Here is an 18,333-nt window from a genome sequence, read left to right as displayed (position 1 = left end):
CTCTTTATTCCCCCGCCTTTTTTGCCAAATGTAAATATTGTTGCTGTATTTCATCAGGGACCATACTGCCACCTGTTCCCCATACGAGATGAGTTACCTTACTCATATTAGTGATACCAACTTGCTCAGAATACATTGATTGAAGGATTTTTTTCGGACCTAAGAACCCTGCTAAAGCTGAAGGCTCCAAGAAAATACCCTCCTCGTTTTTCAGAAAATGCATCATTTCATACAACTCACGGTCCGAAACAGTATATACACCACTTATCGCTTTTTCTAGCATATGACCAACTAATTGAGAGGGGCGTCCAACAGCGAGTCCATCCGCCTCTGTCTTCAGCTCTATTCCAATATCCTGTACCGAAATCTTCTCATGCAGGCCTGTTCGCAAACCTAATAACATGGCCGGTGCGTGTGTCGGTTCAGCAAAGAAACAATGTACATGCTCACCAAAAACTTGTTTTAAACCAAAGGTAATGCCCCCTGGCCCCCCTCCTACCCCACAAGGTAAGTAGACAAATAATGGATACTCTTGAGAGATGCTAATTTGCTTTTCTTCTAGCTGTTTCTTTAGACGAAAGGCAGCAACTGCATATCCAAGAAAAAGGTGTTCAGAATGCTCATCATCTATAAAATACATAGTCGGATCGCTCTCTGCTTGTCTTCTACCTTCAGCTACCGCCGCGCTAAAATCTGAAGTATGCTCGATGACCTGTACACCTTTTTGCTTCAATAATTCCTTCTTCCACTTCTTTGCCTCACTCGACATATGTACATATACGCGAAATCCAAGTTTTGCACCCATTATACCGATACTTAAACCAAGATTACCTGTAGAACCAACAGCTATACTATACTGTGAAAAAAATGCCTGCTGATTAAATAATTTGCTATAATCATCAGTAAGGTTAAGAATCCCTTCAGATAAAGCAAGGTGTTCTGCATGCTTTAATACTTCATATATCCCACCTCTAGCTTTAATAGATCCCGATATAGGAAGTTCATTATCTGCCTTTAGCAGTAAGTCTCCTTTGACATTTACATGTTTTTCCTTCATATTGAACAATGTGAGTAGAGGAGATTCAATGATACCCTTCTGCTTGCTTGTTTCAGGAAAAGCTTTAGCAATATATGGAGCAAATCTTTCTAAACGTCTTATAGCGTCTTCAACATGTACACTAGATAAAGGACCACGAATCGTAGAATCATATTGTTGATTCAACCATAGTACTGGTTCATATTTAACTAGCTTTTTAATAAGTGAATCATCTGCTAATAACTGTTGTATTTGATTATTTATCATATCCTATACACCTTCTTATCATTACGCTTTATCCTTATTTTGGCCGAACTACATTGGTTTTGTCGAGTGTAATTGTAAAATTGAGAAAGGAAGAACCCCCATGACTACATTTAAAAAAATGAATCTGCTGAGCCTATTTTATGCACTCATCGCTTATTTCCCCGTACAACTTTCAAGCAATGTTAATAGAATCAGTCGCTGGACAGGCATAAATGTCAGTATGGTTATCATTATTAGTAATACACTTATTCTGATCATCCTTCTCTTAGGTACTGCCTATATTTTTCATTTAACTACAAAATGGCTACACCATAAAAGAATAAGATATTTTACTAGCATTACTTGGATTCCTTTCTTTTCCATCATGATGCTTATCACTGCAATATTCTTACCGTTTTCAATGACAATCGAATCACCTAACCCAGTCACCAGTATCATTATTCTTATTTGTGTCATTCTCTATCCTATTTACATATTAATTGTTAATGGGTTCATAGCCATGACTCAATCATCTGAACAACCTTTAGTTGATAAAATGAAGTAAAGCTAATTCACTACAATTTAAGTAAATTTATTCACAAAGAGTTGTACACATCTTGTGTTACAGCCTTTTGTGATTGATTTTACTCCACTTAAAACTAGCCTCTCCATGGGGAGCTGGCGGCTGTTCCAAACAGTGAATATCTTTTTCAATTACTCAAAACTCTCCCTCCACTTTTTCAACAAACATATCACTTCTTAGCCAATTTTAAAAAAATCGAGAGTCTATCGGAATTGAGTCATGATATTTTAACGATATGGAGCACTTCTATCAACCTTTTGGAAGTGTATACATCAAGCAATAATTGTATTTCGTATTTCATTTCATTAGATTCCTTCACTTTTACTATTTCCACGAGATGCTAAAAAAACTGACTCTATATTGTCGTACGTATACGACAATCTGAGTCAGTTTTTTTATTGGTCGATATTTCTTAAATACACTTGCCAGTCTTTTATTCTTTCCCAATCACAAGCCTCTTGATTATATGATTGATCCTTTAACAAACATGTGACCTTTGTCTCTTTGAGTGTGTGCAATATTTGTGGTTTATCATCAACATAATAATCTAGCTGAAGCTCTTGAATGATATTCACTTTTTCGTGATCCTTCATTCCACAGAAAAAGTGACCTTCTTCAATTGGAAAACCGAATTGCTTCATCCAAGCTTTCGTTTGCTGGCAATAGTCCGCATTTCTTGCGGTAATATAAAAGACCTCATGCCCCATTGCCGCCAGCTTCTGTAAAAGCTCAAGTGCGCCAGGAAAAGCTTTGCAGTTCGTAAAGAAGATTTCCTCTTGATGTTGATTCCACATTTTGAAACCTTCATCATCAGTCAAATCATATAAAGAATGGATTTCAAGTGTGTTTAATTGTTGAAGTGCAGATGCTTCAATCTCCTTCTTTAATTTCCGATTATAAATACTTAATGCATGTCCTCTTAAATCGATTAAAGTATCATCAATATCAAAACCAAACCTCATCATTTCAGTCCTTTATTTGTTAGTAGGATATCCAACAAACTTAAAGTCTTTGCCAATCGGAGTCACCGTTACATGCTCTAATTCTACCGCTTCACTCATAAGAGCAACCCCTGTACCTTCTAAAAAGGTTGGTGCTTCTTTTCCACCAACTAACTTAGGCGCTAAATAAATTACTACTTTATCAATATAACCGTCCTCTAAAAAGGACGCACTGACATTGCCGCCGCCTTCAATCAGAACAGAAGAAATTTGCTCTTCTTTTAACATAGTCATTACTTCAGCGATAGTTACTTTTTCTGTTGCTGTATGAAAGAGACGAATGCCCTTCTCTTCTAGCTGCGCTTTCTTCTCTTGATCATAGTAGGAACCAGTAAAAACCCATGTTGGTGCTAATCCATCATTAACAAGCTGACTTTCCATAGGGATACGTAAAGTTGAATCTAACACAAGTCTAATGGGATTTCTACCATTTTGTATTCTAGACGTTAGAGCTGGGTCATCATGAAGCACTGTTCCAATTCCAACTAAAATCGCTTGATGGTTACTTCTTAACTGGTGTACATCTAATCTTGCTTCTTCTGAAGTAATCCACTTACTGCTAGCTGTATGTGTAGCAATTTTACCATCCAGTGAAATACCAGATTTCAGTGTAATGAAAGGACGATCAGCAGTTATATAATGATTAAATACCTCATTCATCTCTATTGCTGCTTGTTCACAAATACCAATAATTACTTCGATACCTGCTTTTTCTAATATCCTTACTCCATTCCCACTAACAATAGGATTGGGGTCTAATGAAGCGATAACGCATTTTTTTATCCCCGCTTGAACAAGGGCCTCCGCACAGGGACCCGTTCGTCCATGATGGGAACAAGGTTCCAAGGTGACATAAATCGTTGCCCCTTTCGCTTGATCCCCTGCCATATTGAGAGCATGAATTTCTGCATGTGGTTCACCTGCTTTCATATGCGCGCCGATACCCACAATCCGCTGGTTATTTACAATTACGGCACCTACAAGCGGATTGGGATCTGTTTGCCCCTTCATCGCTTTGGCATTTTGCAATGCTAACTCCATGTAAAATTGATCATTACTCATCTCTCGACACCCCTTCCGCCTGAAGATGTCCGGATTTTAACACCTTTGTTTGCAGATACTTTTCATTAAAATCAGAGATATCCCCCCATAGTGGTGTCCGACCTACTAATAAGGCTCCTGCATCTGTTAAAGCATCTAATTTCTTGGGATTATTCGTGATTAATGTAATAGGCTTTTTCCTCAATTGTTGTAATACAGTGATTGCTTCATCATATTTTCGAGAGTCATCCACAAAGCCAAGCTCTTCATTTGCCTCGACGGTATCATACCCATTTTCCTGCAGTACATAAGCCATCGCTTTACTAAATAACCCAATGCCTCTTCCCTCATGATTAGCTAAGTAAAACAATGCACCCGAACCATTTGCCACCATCATTTTCATAGATTGCTTAAGTTGGTATCCGCAATCACAACGCTTGCTGCCAAAAATATCCCCGGTATGACAAATCGAGTGGAAACGCACCAATGCATCTTCACTATCCTCAAAATCACCGTAAACAAGGACACTTGATTGCTGTGAATCAGCAAGATTAGCAGCAGATAAATGAGCGACAATCTTGCTCGTATCTTCCATCACTTCAGCACTATCTAACCAGCAATACCATTTAAAATGCACAGTTTCTCCATCTAGGTTTACAGGTAAGCGAATCGGCCCTACTAAATAAACAGAACGATCACCTCGATCAATTCTCTGAATCTTTTTTTCTAATATTTCAATTGCTTTTGTTTCTATGTTTATTTGATTCATTTATTTCTCCCCCTAAGACTCAGGCAGAGACAAACTGCTCTCTGTATGAAGCCTCCATCTTTTGTTGCTCTAATTGTAAAGATTCAATATCTGTTCTTCTATATCTTTCAAACTCATTTAAGCATGCAGCACTTGTATCGTTTGCAGCTAAAGCTTTAACTATCGTTGGATATAAAGTTTCTGCATCAATCAAGGCACTATTTAAGCCAAATGCGCCTGTTGGACTCATTGTATGAGCTGCGTCTCCCATTAGTACTAAGCCATCCTTAACCCAAGTTTGGCAACGACAACTTTGTACATTTAGTAAAATAAAATCCTGCCACGATTGAATATACTTTAACACAGATTGTTGTAAATCTGGAAATGCCTGAATTAACTTTTCTATATATGTTTCCACTGGTTGTTTCCTAATCTCTGCAAAAGCACCTTTATCTATATTCCATCCCACTTGAATATAAGAATTCGTTTGTGTAAATAGCGCTAGTTGATGATCGTTTACTAAGCCTTGTCGTATAACAGGTTGCCAATTTTGTGGTGCAGGGAATTTTGCCCAAAGTAAATCGTAATCGTGTTCAATTTTTTCAAATGGAATTTTAGCTAGCTTTCTAATCGTTGAATGCCTACCATCTGAACCAATAACAATGGAGGAGTGAATCATTATTTCTTCTCCATTTTTCCTTTTCGCTTTTACCCCTTTTACTTTCCCATCTGAGAGCATCAATTCAGTAGCCCTTGTACCTGTTAATAGGCGATAGGCGGAGAACTGTAAAGATTCTTTTAATAGAACTGATAATAAATGCTTTTGCGGTACATGGATGCCAACATGTCTTTCATCTGGAGCAGGTGTGACAGTTCTAAGAATTCTCCCGTTCTGCCAGTACTCTATTCCTTCCATCGGCAATACACCTAATTGTTTGACCTGATCAAACAATTGATATTTTTTAAGTACATTTTCACCTAAGTGATTTAAATGTTCACCTCTGAATTCTTTATCCATATTTTCATTACGTTCTAGCACGATGACATTGATGCCATTTTTCGCTAATAAATATCCCAATAATGCGCCGCCAGGTCCGGCACCAACAATACATACATCGTAGTTAACATCCATAAGGCTCACCTTTCTATTCAACGACTAACTTAATATTGTTTCCAGCGGGGTCACTCACCATATAACTGTCCGCTTGCCTTTCGACCTCTATATTCATCGCTTGAAGTCTTTCAACAGCCTGTTCAAGCTTATTTTTCGGGAAAACGAGCGTATAGAAAGCCATCCCAACACTATTAGCTGAAGGCGCTACAGCCATGGTTCCGTTCCAAATATTTAAGCCAATATGATGATGGTACTTCCCAGTAGAAATAAACAATGCTTGATTACCATAATGAGTAACTACTTCAAAGCCTAGACCCTCACAATAAAAAGTTTTTGCTTCTTCTATATTATTTACATGTAAATGAATATGTCCCATAATTGTTTCATTCGGCATACCATTCCACTCATTACCGTCCCATTCACTCATAATACTTTGAACATCTAAGGCATTGGTGCCCATGACAACTTCTTCGCCCTTCCAATCCCAAGACGTTTTTGGGCGATCAGCATACATTTCAATCCCATTTCCGTCTGGGTCTGCTAAATAAAGGGCTTCACTCACATCATGATCAGACGCTCCTTGTAAAGGATAATTCACTTTAATAAAGTGGCGAATGATCTTAGCTAAGTCATTTCTTGTTGGAAGCAGGATGGCAAAATGATATAGCCCTGTTCTTCTCAGCTCTTTTTTCTGCAAACCTTCTGGCGCATGTAATTGCACTAAAGTTTGATTCCCATCAGCTGATAATGACACTTCATGCTTGCTTTGATACAATACTTGGAAACCTAATATATCTTGATAGAATCTTAGTGATGTTTGTAAATTTGTTACTTTAAGATCTATTTTCTGTGCGTAGATATTTGGCTCTGCATGAAACGTATTCATTTGCATTAACCCCTTTAATTGTCTTTTAGTTATGTTAGTTACTTTATGTAAGTAATTATATTTTTGTTAACTACTTGTGTCAAGTACAATAATCATGTATTGTTAAGATATAAGGAAATCATCGAATAGGGGTGACCATTTTGAATCAAGCACTGATATGTCCTCGATTCGAAAAAGCCATGAGTATCATGAGCCAACGTTGGACTGGTCTAGTAATCTATCAACTATTAGCAGGACCTAAACGCTTTTGTACATTAGAATCTTCAATGAGCATTAGCGGTAGAGTCTTGTCCGAAAGATTAAAGGACCTTGAACAACAAGGTATTGTTAAACGCGAGGTGTATCCGGAAACGCCCGTAAGAATAGAGTATTCGCTTACAGACAAAGGAATGGCCCTAGAGCCCGTTTTACGCGAAATAGAGAAGTGGTCTCAAGAATGGTTGCAAGCCGAATAAAGAACGACAATAAATCCCCATATACGTACTATGGGGACCTTTTTTTATGAGTGAGGTCTTTTGCCCACACTTCTCGCTACTTCCATAGCCGCTTATATGCGCATTTTATTCTTATCAGAGGCACCGTCCCTCTTTTCTCCCCTCCCCCAAAAAAATTTCCGGCACATTGGCCGGAAATTCATTCTTATTTTCTCTTTAAAAATAACGGGATAGACATAACTGCTGCTCCACCTATAAAAAAGAGCCAATTCTTATTAAACTTTCTGGTGCCCAAATTTTGTTTTACTATCTCTTCCTTTTCCTTACCCTTACTTGACCCAAGTCCTTTCACAAAAGTAAGTAGAATACTCATTCCTTCCCTTACCTCTGAATCCCTTAGCATAGATAGCATGGTCACTTCCTTTTTTTCCTTATCTGATTGTTGAACCTCTACCATGCGGGTAAGTGCAGTATTTATTTTATCAATCATCGGTTCCCATTCCTTTAAATCCATTTTTCCTAAGACTTCAAGGAGAAGGAACGAATTTTTAATTGATCCTGTAACTTCAGGATGCTCCATTGATAACAGGACACGATCAAGAATTTTGTCACTTTGTCCCAGCATACTTTCTACGATATGAAGGATGCCTTTTTCGTGGATTCTTTGTATTAAGTGTATAGAATCAATAATTGCTCGGCGGTTATTCACAATACTATCTTCCAGTTCCTTTAATTCCCTATTTCTCTGCTCTTCAGGCGACACTTCGATTTTTCGTATTACTGTTGTTGCTTTAGCCATGTCTCCTCCTCCTCTCTCTTACAAGATCTCCAGGGAAAATATAGTCGCTCCTCTGCCATTTCCCTTCCACATTCACACCTACTTGCGGTTGAGGTGTACCGAAGCGATGATTCTTCCGTGGTAATGGAGACTCTCCATCTTCTTCTATTACCTCAAGCTTTGCTGAAATCTCTTTATATGCAGGCGTATCTGTATCCTTATCTGTATGCGAACTAGTTAAATAGTTAATAGCGCCCTCTCCAGATGTATTCATTGGTAAATAGACCTGCTTACCTTTTACTCGATCAGTGACGAGGCAGCTTACCCTTACACTGCCATAGGGAGATGTTAACTTAACTTTCGTACCATCTCTAATCCCTCTTTCCGCTGCCAATTCGCCTGAAACCTCCAGAAAGACATTAGGTGTTTTACCGGAAATCGCTTTAGATTTGTAAGTCATATTCCCTTCATGAAAATGCTCTAGCAGTCGACCATTGTTGACATGGATATCATATTCTTCATTGAAAGTAAGCGGTTGTGTCCATTTCACTGGATGGAGAATAGCTTTTCCACCCGGTAGTGAAAATCCATCTGTGAATAAGAGTGGAGTATCCTTGCCATCTGCTGCTACTGGCCATTGTAGACTTTTATAGCCTTCTAACCGATCATAATTGACTCCAGCCATTAACGGGGTAAGAGATGCGGCTTCATCCATAATCTCACTTGGATGTTGATAGTTCCAATCTCCACCTAGTTGATTAGCAATAGCCATAATAATTTCCCAATCAGGCTTAGAATCACCCAGCGGTTCCATTACTCTATATAAACGTTGAATTCTTCTTTCAGTATTGGTAAACGTTCCTTCTTTCTCCAAACTAGGGCTGGCTGGTAATACTACATCCGCATATTGGCATGTTTTCGAGAAAAAGATATCTTGCACAATAAACAGTTCTAGTTTTTCAAAAGCTGCTTGTACATGATTGATATTCGTATCAACAATCCCCATATCTTCGCCCTTTATATATAAAGCCTTTAATTTCCCTTCATGAATGGCTTCTACCATTTCTTGATTATTTAAACCAGGCTCACTAGGGAGGTCCACACCCCACTGCTCCTCAAAACGTTGTCTGACACTTTCATCGGTTACATATTGATAACCAGGGAAACGATCTGGCATACTGCCAAAATCACTTGTTCCTTGCACATTATTATGACCTCTAAGTGGATAAGCACCTGCACCTGGTTTCATATAGTTTCCTGTTACAAGAAGCAAATTAGAGATAGCTGTACTTGTGTCACTGCCTCCACCATGCTGTGTCACACCCATCGCCCAAAGGATAGATGTTGTTTTTGCTTCATGAATTCTTTCAGCGATTGAGATCAGCTCTTCTTCTGATAAGTGCGTCACTTCAGAAGCGTATGATAATGTATAGGGCGTTAAACTTTCGAAGAAAACTTCTACATCATTGACATGCGCAGCTAAGAACGCTTCATCATGCCAGCCTTGATCGACAATATATTTTGTCACTGCTGAAAGCCAAACAAGATCGCTGCCCGGTGCAGGTTGAACGAAAAGGTCTGCTCGTTCAGCTAATTCATGCTTCCGTAAATCTGCCACAATCACTTTTTGACCGTTTAGTTTCTGCGCTCGTTTTACTCTTGTCGCCAAAACAGGGTGGGATTCTGCTGTATTGGAGCCGATAGAAATGATTAACTCTGCTTGGGCAATATCACTAATGCTGCCAGAATCGCCTCCGTAACCTACTGTTCTCCATAGTCCCTTTGTTGCTGGAGATTGGCAATAACGGGAACAATTATCAACATTATTTGTCCCGATGACAGCTCTCGCTAATTTTTGCATTAAATAGGACTCCTCATTTGTACATTTAGAAGATGCAACAAAAGCTAATGAATCAGGTCCATGATTCGTTTTTATCTCAGTCATTTTTGAACTAATAAAAGTAAGCGCTTCCTCCCACTCCACTTCTTTGAAACCTTCTTCATCTCTTATCAATGGCTTGGTCAAGCGCTCTTCACTATTAACAAAATCCCAGCCGAATTTACCTTTCACACAAGTTGATACACCATTTGCTGGTGCTTCCTCCTGCGGTTCTACTTTTAATATTTGCCTTCCTTTTGTCCACACATCAAACGAACAGCCTACGCCACAATATGTACAAACTGTTTTCGTCTTATTAATTCTTTCTTCTCGCATAGTTGCTTCTATATCCGAAATGGTTAAAAGAGACTCATAACCTGTTTCAATATTCTTCGTTAGTTCAATCATCGGACGAAGAGATTGTTGTTTAACACCGGTTAAGAATCCGGCTTCTCCTTCCATCCCAACTTCCATCATGGCATTACAAGGGCAAACAGTTGAACAATGACCACAGTTTACACATGACGATTCTTCAATCGGAGAATCCTTGTCCCAAATTACTCGTGGTCGCTTTAAATCCCAATCAATTGTTAACGTTTCATTAACTTGTAAGTTCTGACATGCCTCGACACATCTACCACAAAGGATACATTGATCAGGATCATATCGATAAAACTCATTTCTTTGTACTTCTGCATCTTTTGATGTATGATCAGTCTCTTGATGGGAAATCTTCATTTCCTTGACGGTATTATGTATTTCGCAATTGCCGTTATTAAAATCACAAACTGTACAATATAATTCATGATTACCTAATATGCGATCCATAGCGATCATCTGTGCTTCATGGATATCTTCACCTACTGTTTCAACCTTATCATTTGGCTGTATGGTCGTTGAGCACGAACGGACATATTCCCCATTTACTTTCACAATACAAGTGTCACAAGTTTCAATAGCTCCTAAACTAGGATGATAACAAAGTGATGGTACCTCAATATTCATTGTATTTAATAGCTGCATAACCGACTTTTGATTACTCATACTTGTTGTTTCTCCATTAATTGTGACCTCAAACTTCTCTGTCACTATGAGCCCCCCTTAATCCCTTTATTTACCTATCTACTATTTCCCCTTTACCCATTCATTCCCTGCATAAACAGCATTATATTTTTATAATTTTCCGTTAATTTTAATGGTTATAATCAAATGTCCTTCTCTTAACCAATAATTAAATACGATATGAATCGCAATACTCTACATATGAAAATTTAATAATTCTCATTTAAGTAGGATTGTTATTCACTAAAAATCTATTTTTTTTATTTCTAAAACGAAAAAACTCATCCCCCCAAACAGTCAAGTTTGGGAAAGGATGAGTAACAAACTGAATTAGTGAATATTCGTTTTCCTAAAGCTTCCACCTTTCACTTCTGCTACATCATAAACGGTGACAAATGCGCCGTCATCAATTTCAGAAATGATTTCTTTCATTTTGCTTTCTTCTAAACGGTTAATGACACAAGTGATTTCGATGAACTTTTCATGCGAATAACCGCCATAAGCTTCTTTATACGTAGCACTACGCCCAAGACGGTCGCGAATGGTTTCAACCATAGCCACTGGTTCAGTTGTAATGATTTTAAATGTTTTCGATCCACTTAACCCTTCCTCAACGATATGTATCACTTTACTTGCAATAAAATAAGCAATCGCAGATAAGAACGCCCCCTGGAGGCCGAACACAGTAGAAACAATTATAAAGACAAATAAATTTAAGAATAGAATTAAATCACTTGTTCCGAATGGGAGCTTTCGTGAAAGTAGCACAGCAAGCATGTCGATTCCATCAAGTGCCCCACCATTACGTAATGCTAACCCCATACCAAAACCAAGAATAATTCCACCTACAACTGTGACAAGGAGTGTATCACCTTGAATAATGACTGGTATGTGATGCATGAGGCTTGTACCTGCAGCTAATGAAGCAATACCAATAATTGAATAGATGGCAAATGTTTTACCAATTTGTTTATAACCTAACCAAACAAAAGGTATATTAAGAATTGCGATTAAAACACCTAATGGGACATCAAATAGTTGCGAACCTACAATGCTGATGCCCGTAACGCCTCCATCTGATACATTATTAGGAATCAAGACTGCCTCTAGTCCATAAGCAGCGATAAAACCACCTATAATAACAATCAGACATCTAATCACCATTCTTAGTATACTTTGTTTACTTTTCTTTTTACTTTTTGTTTCCATAATAATCTCCTCTTTACTTTTTCAAATTGATACATGGCTAGAATAAATTCCTTATCATCCCTTTCTAACGAAAATTTACCCCTAAAAAACAGTTAATTCTATTATAACTCAATTATTCTCATCCTTTGTAACAAGTTTCTGTCTGATTCTTAATAATATCCCATATTATGGGCAAACTTAGTTTGAAATAAAGGAGGAGACAAAATGTATAAAAAACAGGAGAAAAAGCTCATTCTCTTAGCCTTTTCAATCGCTTTTATTCTCGGCTTATCCATCCTCGGACGCTTGTTCCACTAATTATAAAAGATAATAAAGAAAGAAGGGATTCTATTGGCTAGCGAACAAGGCGTTTTATATAGCCGTGCTTTGACAGAGTTAACATTAACTTTCCATATCATTTATGCAACCATTGGTGTAGGAATCCCACTAATGATTATGATTGCCCAATGGATCGGAATTAAAAAGCAAGATGACCATTACATATTACTTGCTCGTCGTTGGGCAAGAGGATTCGTCATTACCGTAGCTGTTGGAGTTGTGACAGGAACGGCAATCGGCTTGCAGCTTTCTCTTCTTTGGCCACACTTTATGGAACTAGTAGGACATATTATTGCTCTGCCATTATTTATGGAAGTATTTGCTTTCTTCTTTGAGGCAATTTTTCTTGGAATTTACTTATATACATGGGATCGATTTGAAAATCAAAAAAAACATTTACTATTGTTAATCCCTGTTGCTTTAGGTGCTTCATTTTCGGCTGTTTTTATTACTGTGGTCAATGCTTTCATGAATTCACCCCAAGGATTTGATATTGTCGATGGACAGATTGTTAATATTTCTCCATTGCTTGCTATGTTTAGTCCAGCTATGCCGACAAAGGTAGCACATGTTTTAAGCACGGCCTATATGACTTCAGCGTTTATACTTGCTAGTATTGCTGCTTATCGCATGCTTAGAGGTTCAACACATCTCTATCATAAAAAAGCGCTTTATCTAACTTTAAAACTTGCACTCGTCTTCTCCATCTCCACCGCCCTGTTAGGTGACTTCGCTGGAAAATATTTAGCCGAATATCAACCAGAGAAGCTTGCGGCTGCCGAGTGGCATTTTGAAACAGAAGAAAATGCGCCTCTTATTCTCTATGGTGTATTAGATGATGAAGAGATTAAATATGCCATTCGGATACCTTACGCTTTAAGTATACTTGCCCACAGCAATCCATTTGCCGAAGTCATCGGTTTGGACCAGTTTGATGAAGATGTTACGCCACCTTTATATATTCATTATTTATTCGATATTATGGTGACTTTAGGTATGCTCCTTATTTTAATTGCTTTACTTTATATTATTGGGCTTATTAGAAAGTGGTCATTTATTCATTCAAAATGGTTTTTATGGATTATGGTGCTTTCCGGTCCACTTTCAATGATCGCCATTGAGGTAGGGTGGTGGTTCACCGAAGTAGGTAGACAGCCTTGGATTCTACATGGGTTGATGCGGACAGCTGAAGCGGCAACTAGTAATGAATATGTAGGCTGGATGCTTGTTCTATTTGCCTGTTTATACCTCTTGCTCGGTGCAGGGAGTATTTACGTACTCACTAGTATGTTCAATAGAAACACGGTTGAACAAGAATTAGCTGATCGAAAAATAGAAAAAGGCGGTGACACTTTTGAGTCTTGAGATAATTGGTATTTTTGTACTTTGGCTGTTTTTGTTTGGTTACGTTATCGTTGCATCTATTGATTTTGGCGCAGGATTTTTTAATGCCTACAGCTTATATAGAGGCAATCAACATATTTTAAATAAAATCATTCAACGTTACTTATCCCCAGTCTGGGAAGTCACCAATGTATTTCTCGTCTTTTTCTTTGTCGGTATCGTTGGGTTTTTTCCACAATCCGCTTATTATTATGGGACCACTCTGTTAGTGCCGATTAGCTTAGCCATTATTTTATTAGCCATTCGTGGATCTTATTATGCTTTTTCAACATACGGAAATCGTATGCCCAAGAGGTATACATATGTTTATGGATTATCTGGCTTATTTATCCCAGCTTCCCTTTCAATTGTTTTTACAATCTCAGAAGGCGGATTTATTTCAATCGAACAAAATGGACCTGTGCTTGATATAGTCTCCCTTTTCACAAGCCCACTCACATGGAGTATTGTTGTACTGAGTATAACTGCAGTTCTTTATATCTCAGCTGTTTTCTTAACATGGTATGCCCATTATGCCAAGGACGAAGAGGCAACTATTTTATTAAGGAAATATGCACTAATATGGGCTATCCCTTCACTCATTACAGCAATTGGGATTATCGTTGAATTAAAGTTCCACAACCCAGAGCATTTTGAACGACTTGTTGATTTATGGTGGATGTTTGCATTGTCTGTACTATTTTTCATCGGGACGTTTATCCTTATATATAAGAGGATGAACTATGGGCTCGCATTCACTTTGTTATGCGGACAATATTACCTTGCCTTCTTTGCTTATGGCATTTCACATTATCCGTATTTACTGTATCCCCATTTATCAATATTTGATAGTTTCACAAATGAAGCAATGGCCATCGCTTTGATTATAGCCTTTATAGCCGGTTTAGGTTTGCTCCTACCATCGCTCTATCTTTTATTGCGGCTTTTCTTATTTAATAAGGAGTATGTACAAGGGCGAAATGATAGTCATGTATAAGAAGGGAGACATTTTAGATGAGTACATTTATTATTTTTTATGCGCCGTTTATTGTCATCTTACTATCCATTATCATCGGCTTTCGAGTTGCTTTATATGATCGATCAGCGGTTAACCGTAAAAAATAACGGGTTTATAAAGGTACAACGAAAGCAAATATTTTAGTCTAATTCTTTCACTCTGCCTGCACTATACATTGAATAAATAAAAGAGGAATAATGTTGTTTAGTATAATAGAGAAAAAATGGAGTAAGTACGAAATGAATATCACAATGTAAAAAGGGGGAAACGTTGATTACAGAGTTTTCCCAGCACAGAAAAAGGCAATCACTCCCTTTTATTAACTTTGGTGCGCATTTTTATTTGCGCACCCAAATTATTCATTTTTTCACTTCAGAATGGTGCTTCCTCCTCCGTGCAAAGGATATTATGAAGTCGCCTTCAAACCAATTACGCCGACAATGATAAACAACACGCTGATGATACGTTTTTTACTTTTTGGCTCTCCGAAAAGGAACATACTAAGTAAAACAGCCCCTGCTGTACCAATACCAATCCATACCGTATAAGCAATACTCACTTGTAAATATTGAAAGGAGGCATACAGGAGCGCAAAGGATATCCCAAAACCACCCATATAAATGACACCATTCTGAATGTTTTTTTGTTCACTATATTTTTTTAACCCAATAACACCAGTAATTTCACTTATTGCTGCTAAAATCACAAGAATCCAGCCCATCATGCTACTTGATCCTCCCTACTATGTTCTTCTATTTGATTATCAGCTAGCTTCAAACCGATAACACCGACTAAAATGAATATAATAAATACTACTTTCGCTAACCCCATTTCTCCATTGAAGAGAAAGACATCCATTAAAGACGTCCCTACAGTACCTACTCCGGCGAAGATAGCATAAACGGTGCCAGTTGGTAGATTCTCACATGCTTTGGATAAACAGTGAAAATCTAATAAAATCACTGCAACTACAAGTAGCCAATGCCACCAAAGATACGCTGTATTAAAGCCAAAAACCCAAACAAGTTCAAATAAACACGTTAATATAACATAAAACCAAGATCGATTCATCTTTTTCCCTCCAAATGACTGAATTTCAGTCATTTTTATTAAAAACCCACCACTGGTGAGATTTATTTAACCTACAAAAATCATAAGCTAAATAGCAGAAGATTGATAACCTAAACCGTATTTTAGAAAGGTTAGCACTTCTTCTTTTTGTTGCTTTGCTTTGTCTTCATCTGTGTGATCATACAAGTAAATTTGCTCCGCTGTCGATTCCACTAATCCAATCAAAATCTTTGCTGTACTTTCTATATTAAGGTTGGAACGTACGACTCCTTCTTCTTTAGCCGCCTGCAAAAAATGACTAATCCATTCGTAAAATGGTTGGTAAACAGTTTCCCATTGACGAATATGTTCGCTAGAAGCAAGACCAGCATATACTAAGGCAAGCACTTCTCGATACTCACTCGTATATAAAAAGATACTGTCGACCAGTTGCTTTAATCGATCAACAAATATCGCTTCACTATTTACTTCATGATGTACTCTGGCAATTAATTTTTCTACCATCACTTCTGCAATAGCCGGCATAACAGAAAGTTTCGATGGGAAATACAAATAATAAGTCCCTTGAGCAATACCTGCTAGTTTCACGATATCGGCAATTTTGGTTTTTTCAATGCCCTTTTCTTGAAAAACTTCAATTGCGGCATGCACAATACGCTCTTTTTTGTCCATTTATCAAACTCCTTAAACATGACTGAATATCATTCATTTTAAAATGGATTTAAGAAAATGTCAATGTCAACACAACTTCTACCCGAAGACAAAGGATATTTAACCACCTCCAATTGCCCTCGGAGTTTTTAATGTGCTTTATATAGCATTGTTACAACTGTTCCATATCTTTCTTTACTTTTCACAAACATTTTCCCTTTATTTTCGTTCATTAATTTAAAACAAATCGTTAAGCCAATGCCATTTCCTTTTTCTTTACTTGTGAAATACGGTTCGCCAATCCTAGCTAATCTTTCTTTAGAAATTCCCTCTCCATTATCCATGACGCGGATACGGATATACTCTTCATGCTCATCTAAAACAATTTTAACCTTCCCACCTTCATGAATGGCTTCCAAACTGTTTTTAATAATATTAATCATAACTTGCTTGAAATGGGACTTATCCATATTTATATAATGTTTTTGCTTTAATTTGTTAGTAAGTTGAATCTTCTTCCCTTGTTCTGTCGCCATAGCATTGAAGAGGAGGTTAATATTATTCACTTCATCAACTGCATCAAATGGCTCAACAGAAGGCAGTTCATCAGATTTAGCCTCAGGCTTCCCGAGAATTAATAATTCTTTTAATACTTGATTAATCCGATCAATTTCTTCAATAAGAATTCTCTCGTAAGCCGAGTCAGGGTTTCTTTCTCTTAACAATTGTATGAAACCACGAATCGTCGTTAATGGATTTCTTATTTCATGCGCTACACTCGCAGCCATTTCACCAATTACTTTCATCTTCTCTGATGAAAGAAGCAATTGCTCATTCTTTTTCTGCTCTGTTACATCATTACCAAAATAGATGGTGAACGATTGACCGGAATTTTGATATAGTTGCTTCATGCCCCACTGAATATAATAATTTTTTCCTTTATAATCTGTATAGCGGTAAGGTTGTTCAAACCCGTATGCAACCATTGGCAAAAAGTGAATAAGTGTAGATGTTTTTTTACCTAGTAAAGTACGTTCTTTCTCATCAAATAATTGACAAAAGGAGCGATTCACCTTCACAATTCGCTGATCACTACCTGTAACAAGCAGATAATTAGGATTAATATCCATAATTTCTTCTAATAGTTCACTCTGTTTAATTAACTCAATATTGATATTGCGAATTCTTTGCGATTGCATTTGAAAAAAACCTAGAAATAAGATTAAGGCTGCAATGATAGAGTTAAAACTAGAAAAATAAAGCGGCGCAAAAGAAAAACCACTTATAACACCATTAATAAAAATAATCATTGCTGCTATTACTAATTGTAAGTAAAAGCTTCGATAATAAACACCTTTTAACTGTAAGGTGACGATAAACAAGAAAAACCAATTAATAAAAACAAGTAAAACATTAATGATAAACGTAAAATTCAATGGACCATAGATAGGAATCCAATGAGAAGGTGAAACGTTTACCGCTTCAACAAATCTGTAAGACTCGACTCCAAGTGAAGTAAAGTTTATCAAATACGTTATGATACTAATGATCGTAAATAACCACATTCCCGGTTTATTAAACAATATCCCAAAGCGATGTAAAAAAGGATTTTCTTTTACTAAATAGTATGAGAAATAATACATCGTTGGCATTATAAAAATCGGACCCATACGTAAAATGCGGAACAACAAATCAATCGCTTGTAAAGAAAGCATCTGGTCAGCATAAAGAAAGGCAATATCCATTTGCCAAAATGACAACATTAAGAGGAAAATGGACAAAGCTTTTGTTAAGGAGGTTTTAGAATAGAATAATATGGATACAGAGATAAACAAGGGGATGAAAGAAACAGTTAATAATAAAACAAACTCCATC

Annotated in this window: 18 protein-coding genes; 5 read left to right on the top strand and 13 right to left on the bottom strand. The window is 37.3% G+C overall.

Annotated features, from left to right (window positions below; all coding sequences use genetic code 11):
• Window positions 1-4: 4 nt before the first annotated feature.
• Complete coding sequence (locus MKY26_RS19455; protein WP_095370878.1) at window positions 5-1,303, bottom strand: D-serine ammonia-lyase; 1,299 nt, start codon at window positions 1,301-1,303, stop codon at window positions 5-7.
• A gap of 100 nt (window positions 1,304-1,403) precedes the next feature.
• On the opposite strand from MKY26_RS19455, the gene MKY26_RS19450 reads away from it, so the two are divergent.
• Entirely contained in the window at window positions 1,404-1,847 is a 444-nt protein-coding gene (locus MKY26_RS19450; protein ID WP_095370879.1) for a hypothetical protein, read from the top strand.
• A gap of 413 nt (window positions 1,848-2,260) precedes the next feature.
• Here the strand turns inward: MKY26_RS19450 and MKY26_RS19445 are convergent, their stop codons facing one another.
• From MKY26_RS19445 to MKY26_RS19425, 5 genes are read right to left on the bottom strand one after another with little or no spacing between them, the layout of a single operon-like run.
• Window positions 2,261-2,827: a 5' nucleotidase, NT5C type gene (locus MKY26_RS19445; protein WP_328198956.1), complete on the bottom strand. Its 567-nt coding sequence runs from the start codon at window positions 2,825-2,827 to the stop codon at window positions 2,261-2,263.
• Between the two features lie 12 nt (window positions 2,828-2,839).
• Window positions 2,840-3,928 (bottom strand): bifunctional diaminohydroxyphosphoribosylaminopyrimidine deaminase/5-amino-6-(5-phosphoribosylamino)uracil reductase RibD, encoded by a 1,089-nt coding sequence (gene ribD, locus MKY26_RS19440; protein ID WP_328198955.1) that lies wholly within the window; start codon window positions 3,926-3,928, stop codon window positions 2,840-2,842.
• Window positions 3,921-4,676: a GTP cyclohydrolase II gene (locus MKY26_RS19435; protein ID WP_328198954.1), complete on the bottom strand. Its 756-nt coding sequence runs from the start codon at window positions 4,674-4,676 to the stop codon at window positions 3,921-3,923. The genes ribD and MKY26_RS19435 overlap by 8 nt, the downstream gene beginning before the upstream one ends.
• 19 nt (window positions 4,677-4,695) lie before the next feature.
• Window positions 4,696-5,787 (bottom strand): FAD-dependent monooxygenase, encoded by a 1,092-nt coding sequence (locus MKY26_RS19430; protein ID WP_095370882.1) that lies wholly within the window; start codon window positions 5,785-5,787, stop codon window positions 4,696-4,698.
• A 13-nt stretch (window positions 5,788-5,800) separates the two neighbouring features.
• Window positions 5,801-6,655, bottom strand: a complete 855-nt coding sequence (locus tag MKY26_RS19425; RefSeq protein ID WP_341098384.1) for a VOC family protein — start codon at window positions 6,653-6,655, stop codon at window positions 5,801-5,803.
• A 140-nt stretch (window positions 6,656-6,795) separates the two neighbouring features.
• Between MKY26_RS19425 and MKY26_RS19420 the strand changes: the two genes are divergently transcribed.
• The gene (locus MKY26_RS19420; RefSeq protein ID WP_095370884.1) at window positions 6,796-7,110 is read left to right on the top strand and encodes a winged helix-turn-helix transcriptional regulator; all 315 of its coding nucleotides are present in this window, start codon (window positions 6,796-6,798) and stop codon (window positions 7,108-7,110) included.
• Window positions 7,111-7,294: 184 nt separating this feature from the next.
• Here MKY26_RS19420 and MKY26_RS19415 read toward each other — a convergent pair whose 3' ends face one another.
• The 3 genes from MKY26_RS19415 to MKY26_RS19405 form a co-directional block, all read right to left on the bottom strand.
• Window positions 7,295-7,888 carry a DUF1641 domain-containing protein gene (locus tag MKY26_RS19415; RefSeq protein WP_341098383.1) on the bottom strand — a complete coding sequence of 198 codons (594 nt, stop codon included), beginning with the start codon at window positions 7,886-7,888 and terminating at the stop codon, window positions 7,295-7,297.
• Entirely contained in the window at window positions 7,881-10,790 is a 2,910-nt protein-coding gene (gene fdhF, locus MKY26_RS19410) for a formate dehydrogenase subunit alpha (RefSeq protein WP_445293142.1), read from the bottom strand. Before fdhF ends, MKY26_RS19415 begins: the two co-directional genes overlap by 8 nt.
• Before the next feature lie 348 nt (window positions 10,791-11,138).
• Window positions 11,139-12,017 carry a YitT family protein gene (locus MKY26_RS19405; protein ID WP_095370887.1) on the bottom strand — a complete coding sequence of 293 codons (879 nt, stop codon included), beginning with the start codon at window positions 12,015-12,017 and terminating at the stop codon, window positions 11,139-11,141.
• A 330-nt stretch (window positions 12,018-12,347) separates the two neighbouring features.
• Here MKY26_RS19405 and MKY26_RS19400 point away from each other — a divergent pair, with 330 nt between their 5' ends.
• From MKY26_RS19400 to cydS, 3 genes are read left to right on the top strand one after another with little or no spacing between them, the layout of a single operon-like run.
• Window positions 12,348-13,700 carry a cytochrome ubiquinol oxidase subunit I gene (locus tag MKY26_RS19400; RefSeq protein WP_095370888.1) on the top strand — a complete coding sequence of 451 codons (1,353 nt, stop codon included), beginning with the start codon at window positions 12,348-12,350 and terminating at the stop codon, window positions 13,698-13,700.
• Complete coding sequence (locus MKY26_RS19395; RefSeq protein WP_095370889.1) at window positions 13,690-14,715, top strand: cytochrome d ubiquinol oxidase subunit II; 1,026 nt, start codon at window positions 13,690-13,692, stop codon at window positions 14,713-14,715. Before MKY26_RS19400 ends, MKY26_RS19395 begins: the two co-directional genes overlap by 11 nt.
• 17 nt (window positions 14,716-14,732) lie before the next feature.
• A complete protein-coding gene (gene cydS / locus MKY26_RS23405; protein WP_370873333.1) occupies window positions 14,733-14,843 on the top strand; it encodes a cytochrome bd oxidase small subunit CydS in 111 nt (36 codons plus the stop codon).
• 299 nt (window positions 14,844-15,142) lie between these two features.
• Here cydS and MKY26_RS19390 read toward each other — a convergent pair whose 3' ends face one another.
• The 4 genes from MKY26_RS19390 to MKY26_RS19375 all read right to left on the bottom strand — a co-directional run bounded on the left by MKY26_RS19390 (window position 15,143) and on the right by MKY26_RS19375 (window position 18,332).
• The gene (locus MKY26_RS19390) at window positions 15,143-15,457 is read right to left on the bottom strand and encodes a DMT family transporter (RefSeq protein WP_095373550.1); all 315 of its coding nucleotides are present in this window, start codon (window positions 15,455-15,457) and stop codon (window positions 15,143-15,145) included.
• Entirely contained in the window at window positions 15,457-15,807 is a 351-nt protein-coding gene (locus MKY26_RS19385; RefSeq protein WP_095370890.1) for a DMT family transporter, read from the bottom strand. The genes MKY26_RS19390 and MKY26_RS19385 overlap by 1 nt, the downstream gene beginning before the upstream one ends.
• An 87-nt stretch (window positions 15,808-15,894) precedes the next feature.
• A complete protein-coding gene (locus tag MKY26_RS19380) occupies window positions 15,895-16,479 on the bottom strand; it encodes a TetR family transcriptional regulator (protein ID WP_307315544.1) in 585 nt (194 codons plus the stop codon).
• A gap of 128 nt (window positions 16,480-16,607) precedes the next feature.
• Entirely contained in the window at window positions 16,608-18,332 is a 1,725-nt protein-coding gene (locus MKY26_RS19375) for an ATP-binding protein (protein ID WP_095370892.1), read from the bottom strand.
• Window position 18,333: the final 1 nt, after the last annotated feature.

The organism is Cytobacillus sp. FSL R7-0680 (genome assembly GCF_038009245.1).
Taxonomy (GTDB): domain Bacteria; phylum Bacillota; class Bacilli; order Bacillales; family Cytobacillaceae; genus Cytobacillus; species Cytobacillus kochii.
This window is presented reverse-complemented; position numbering and strand designations above follow the sequence as displayed.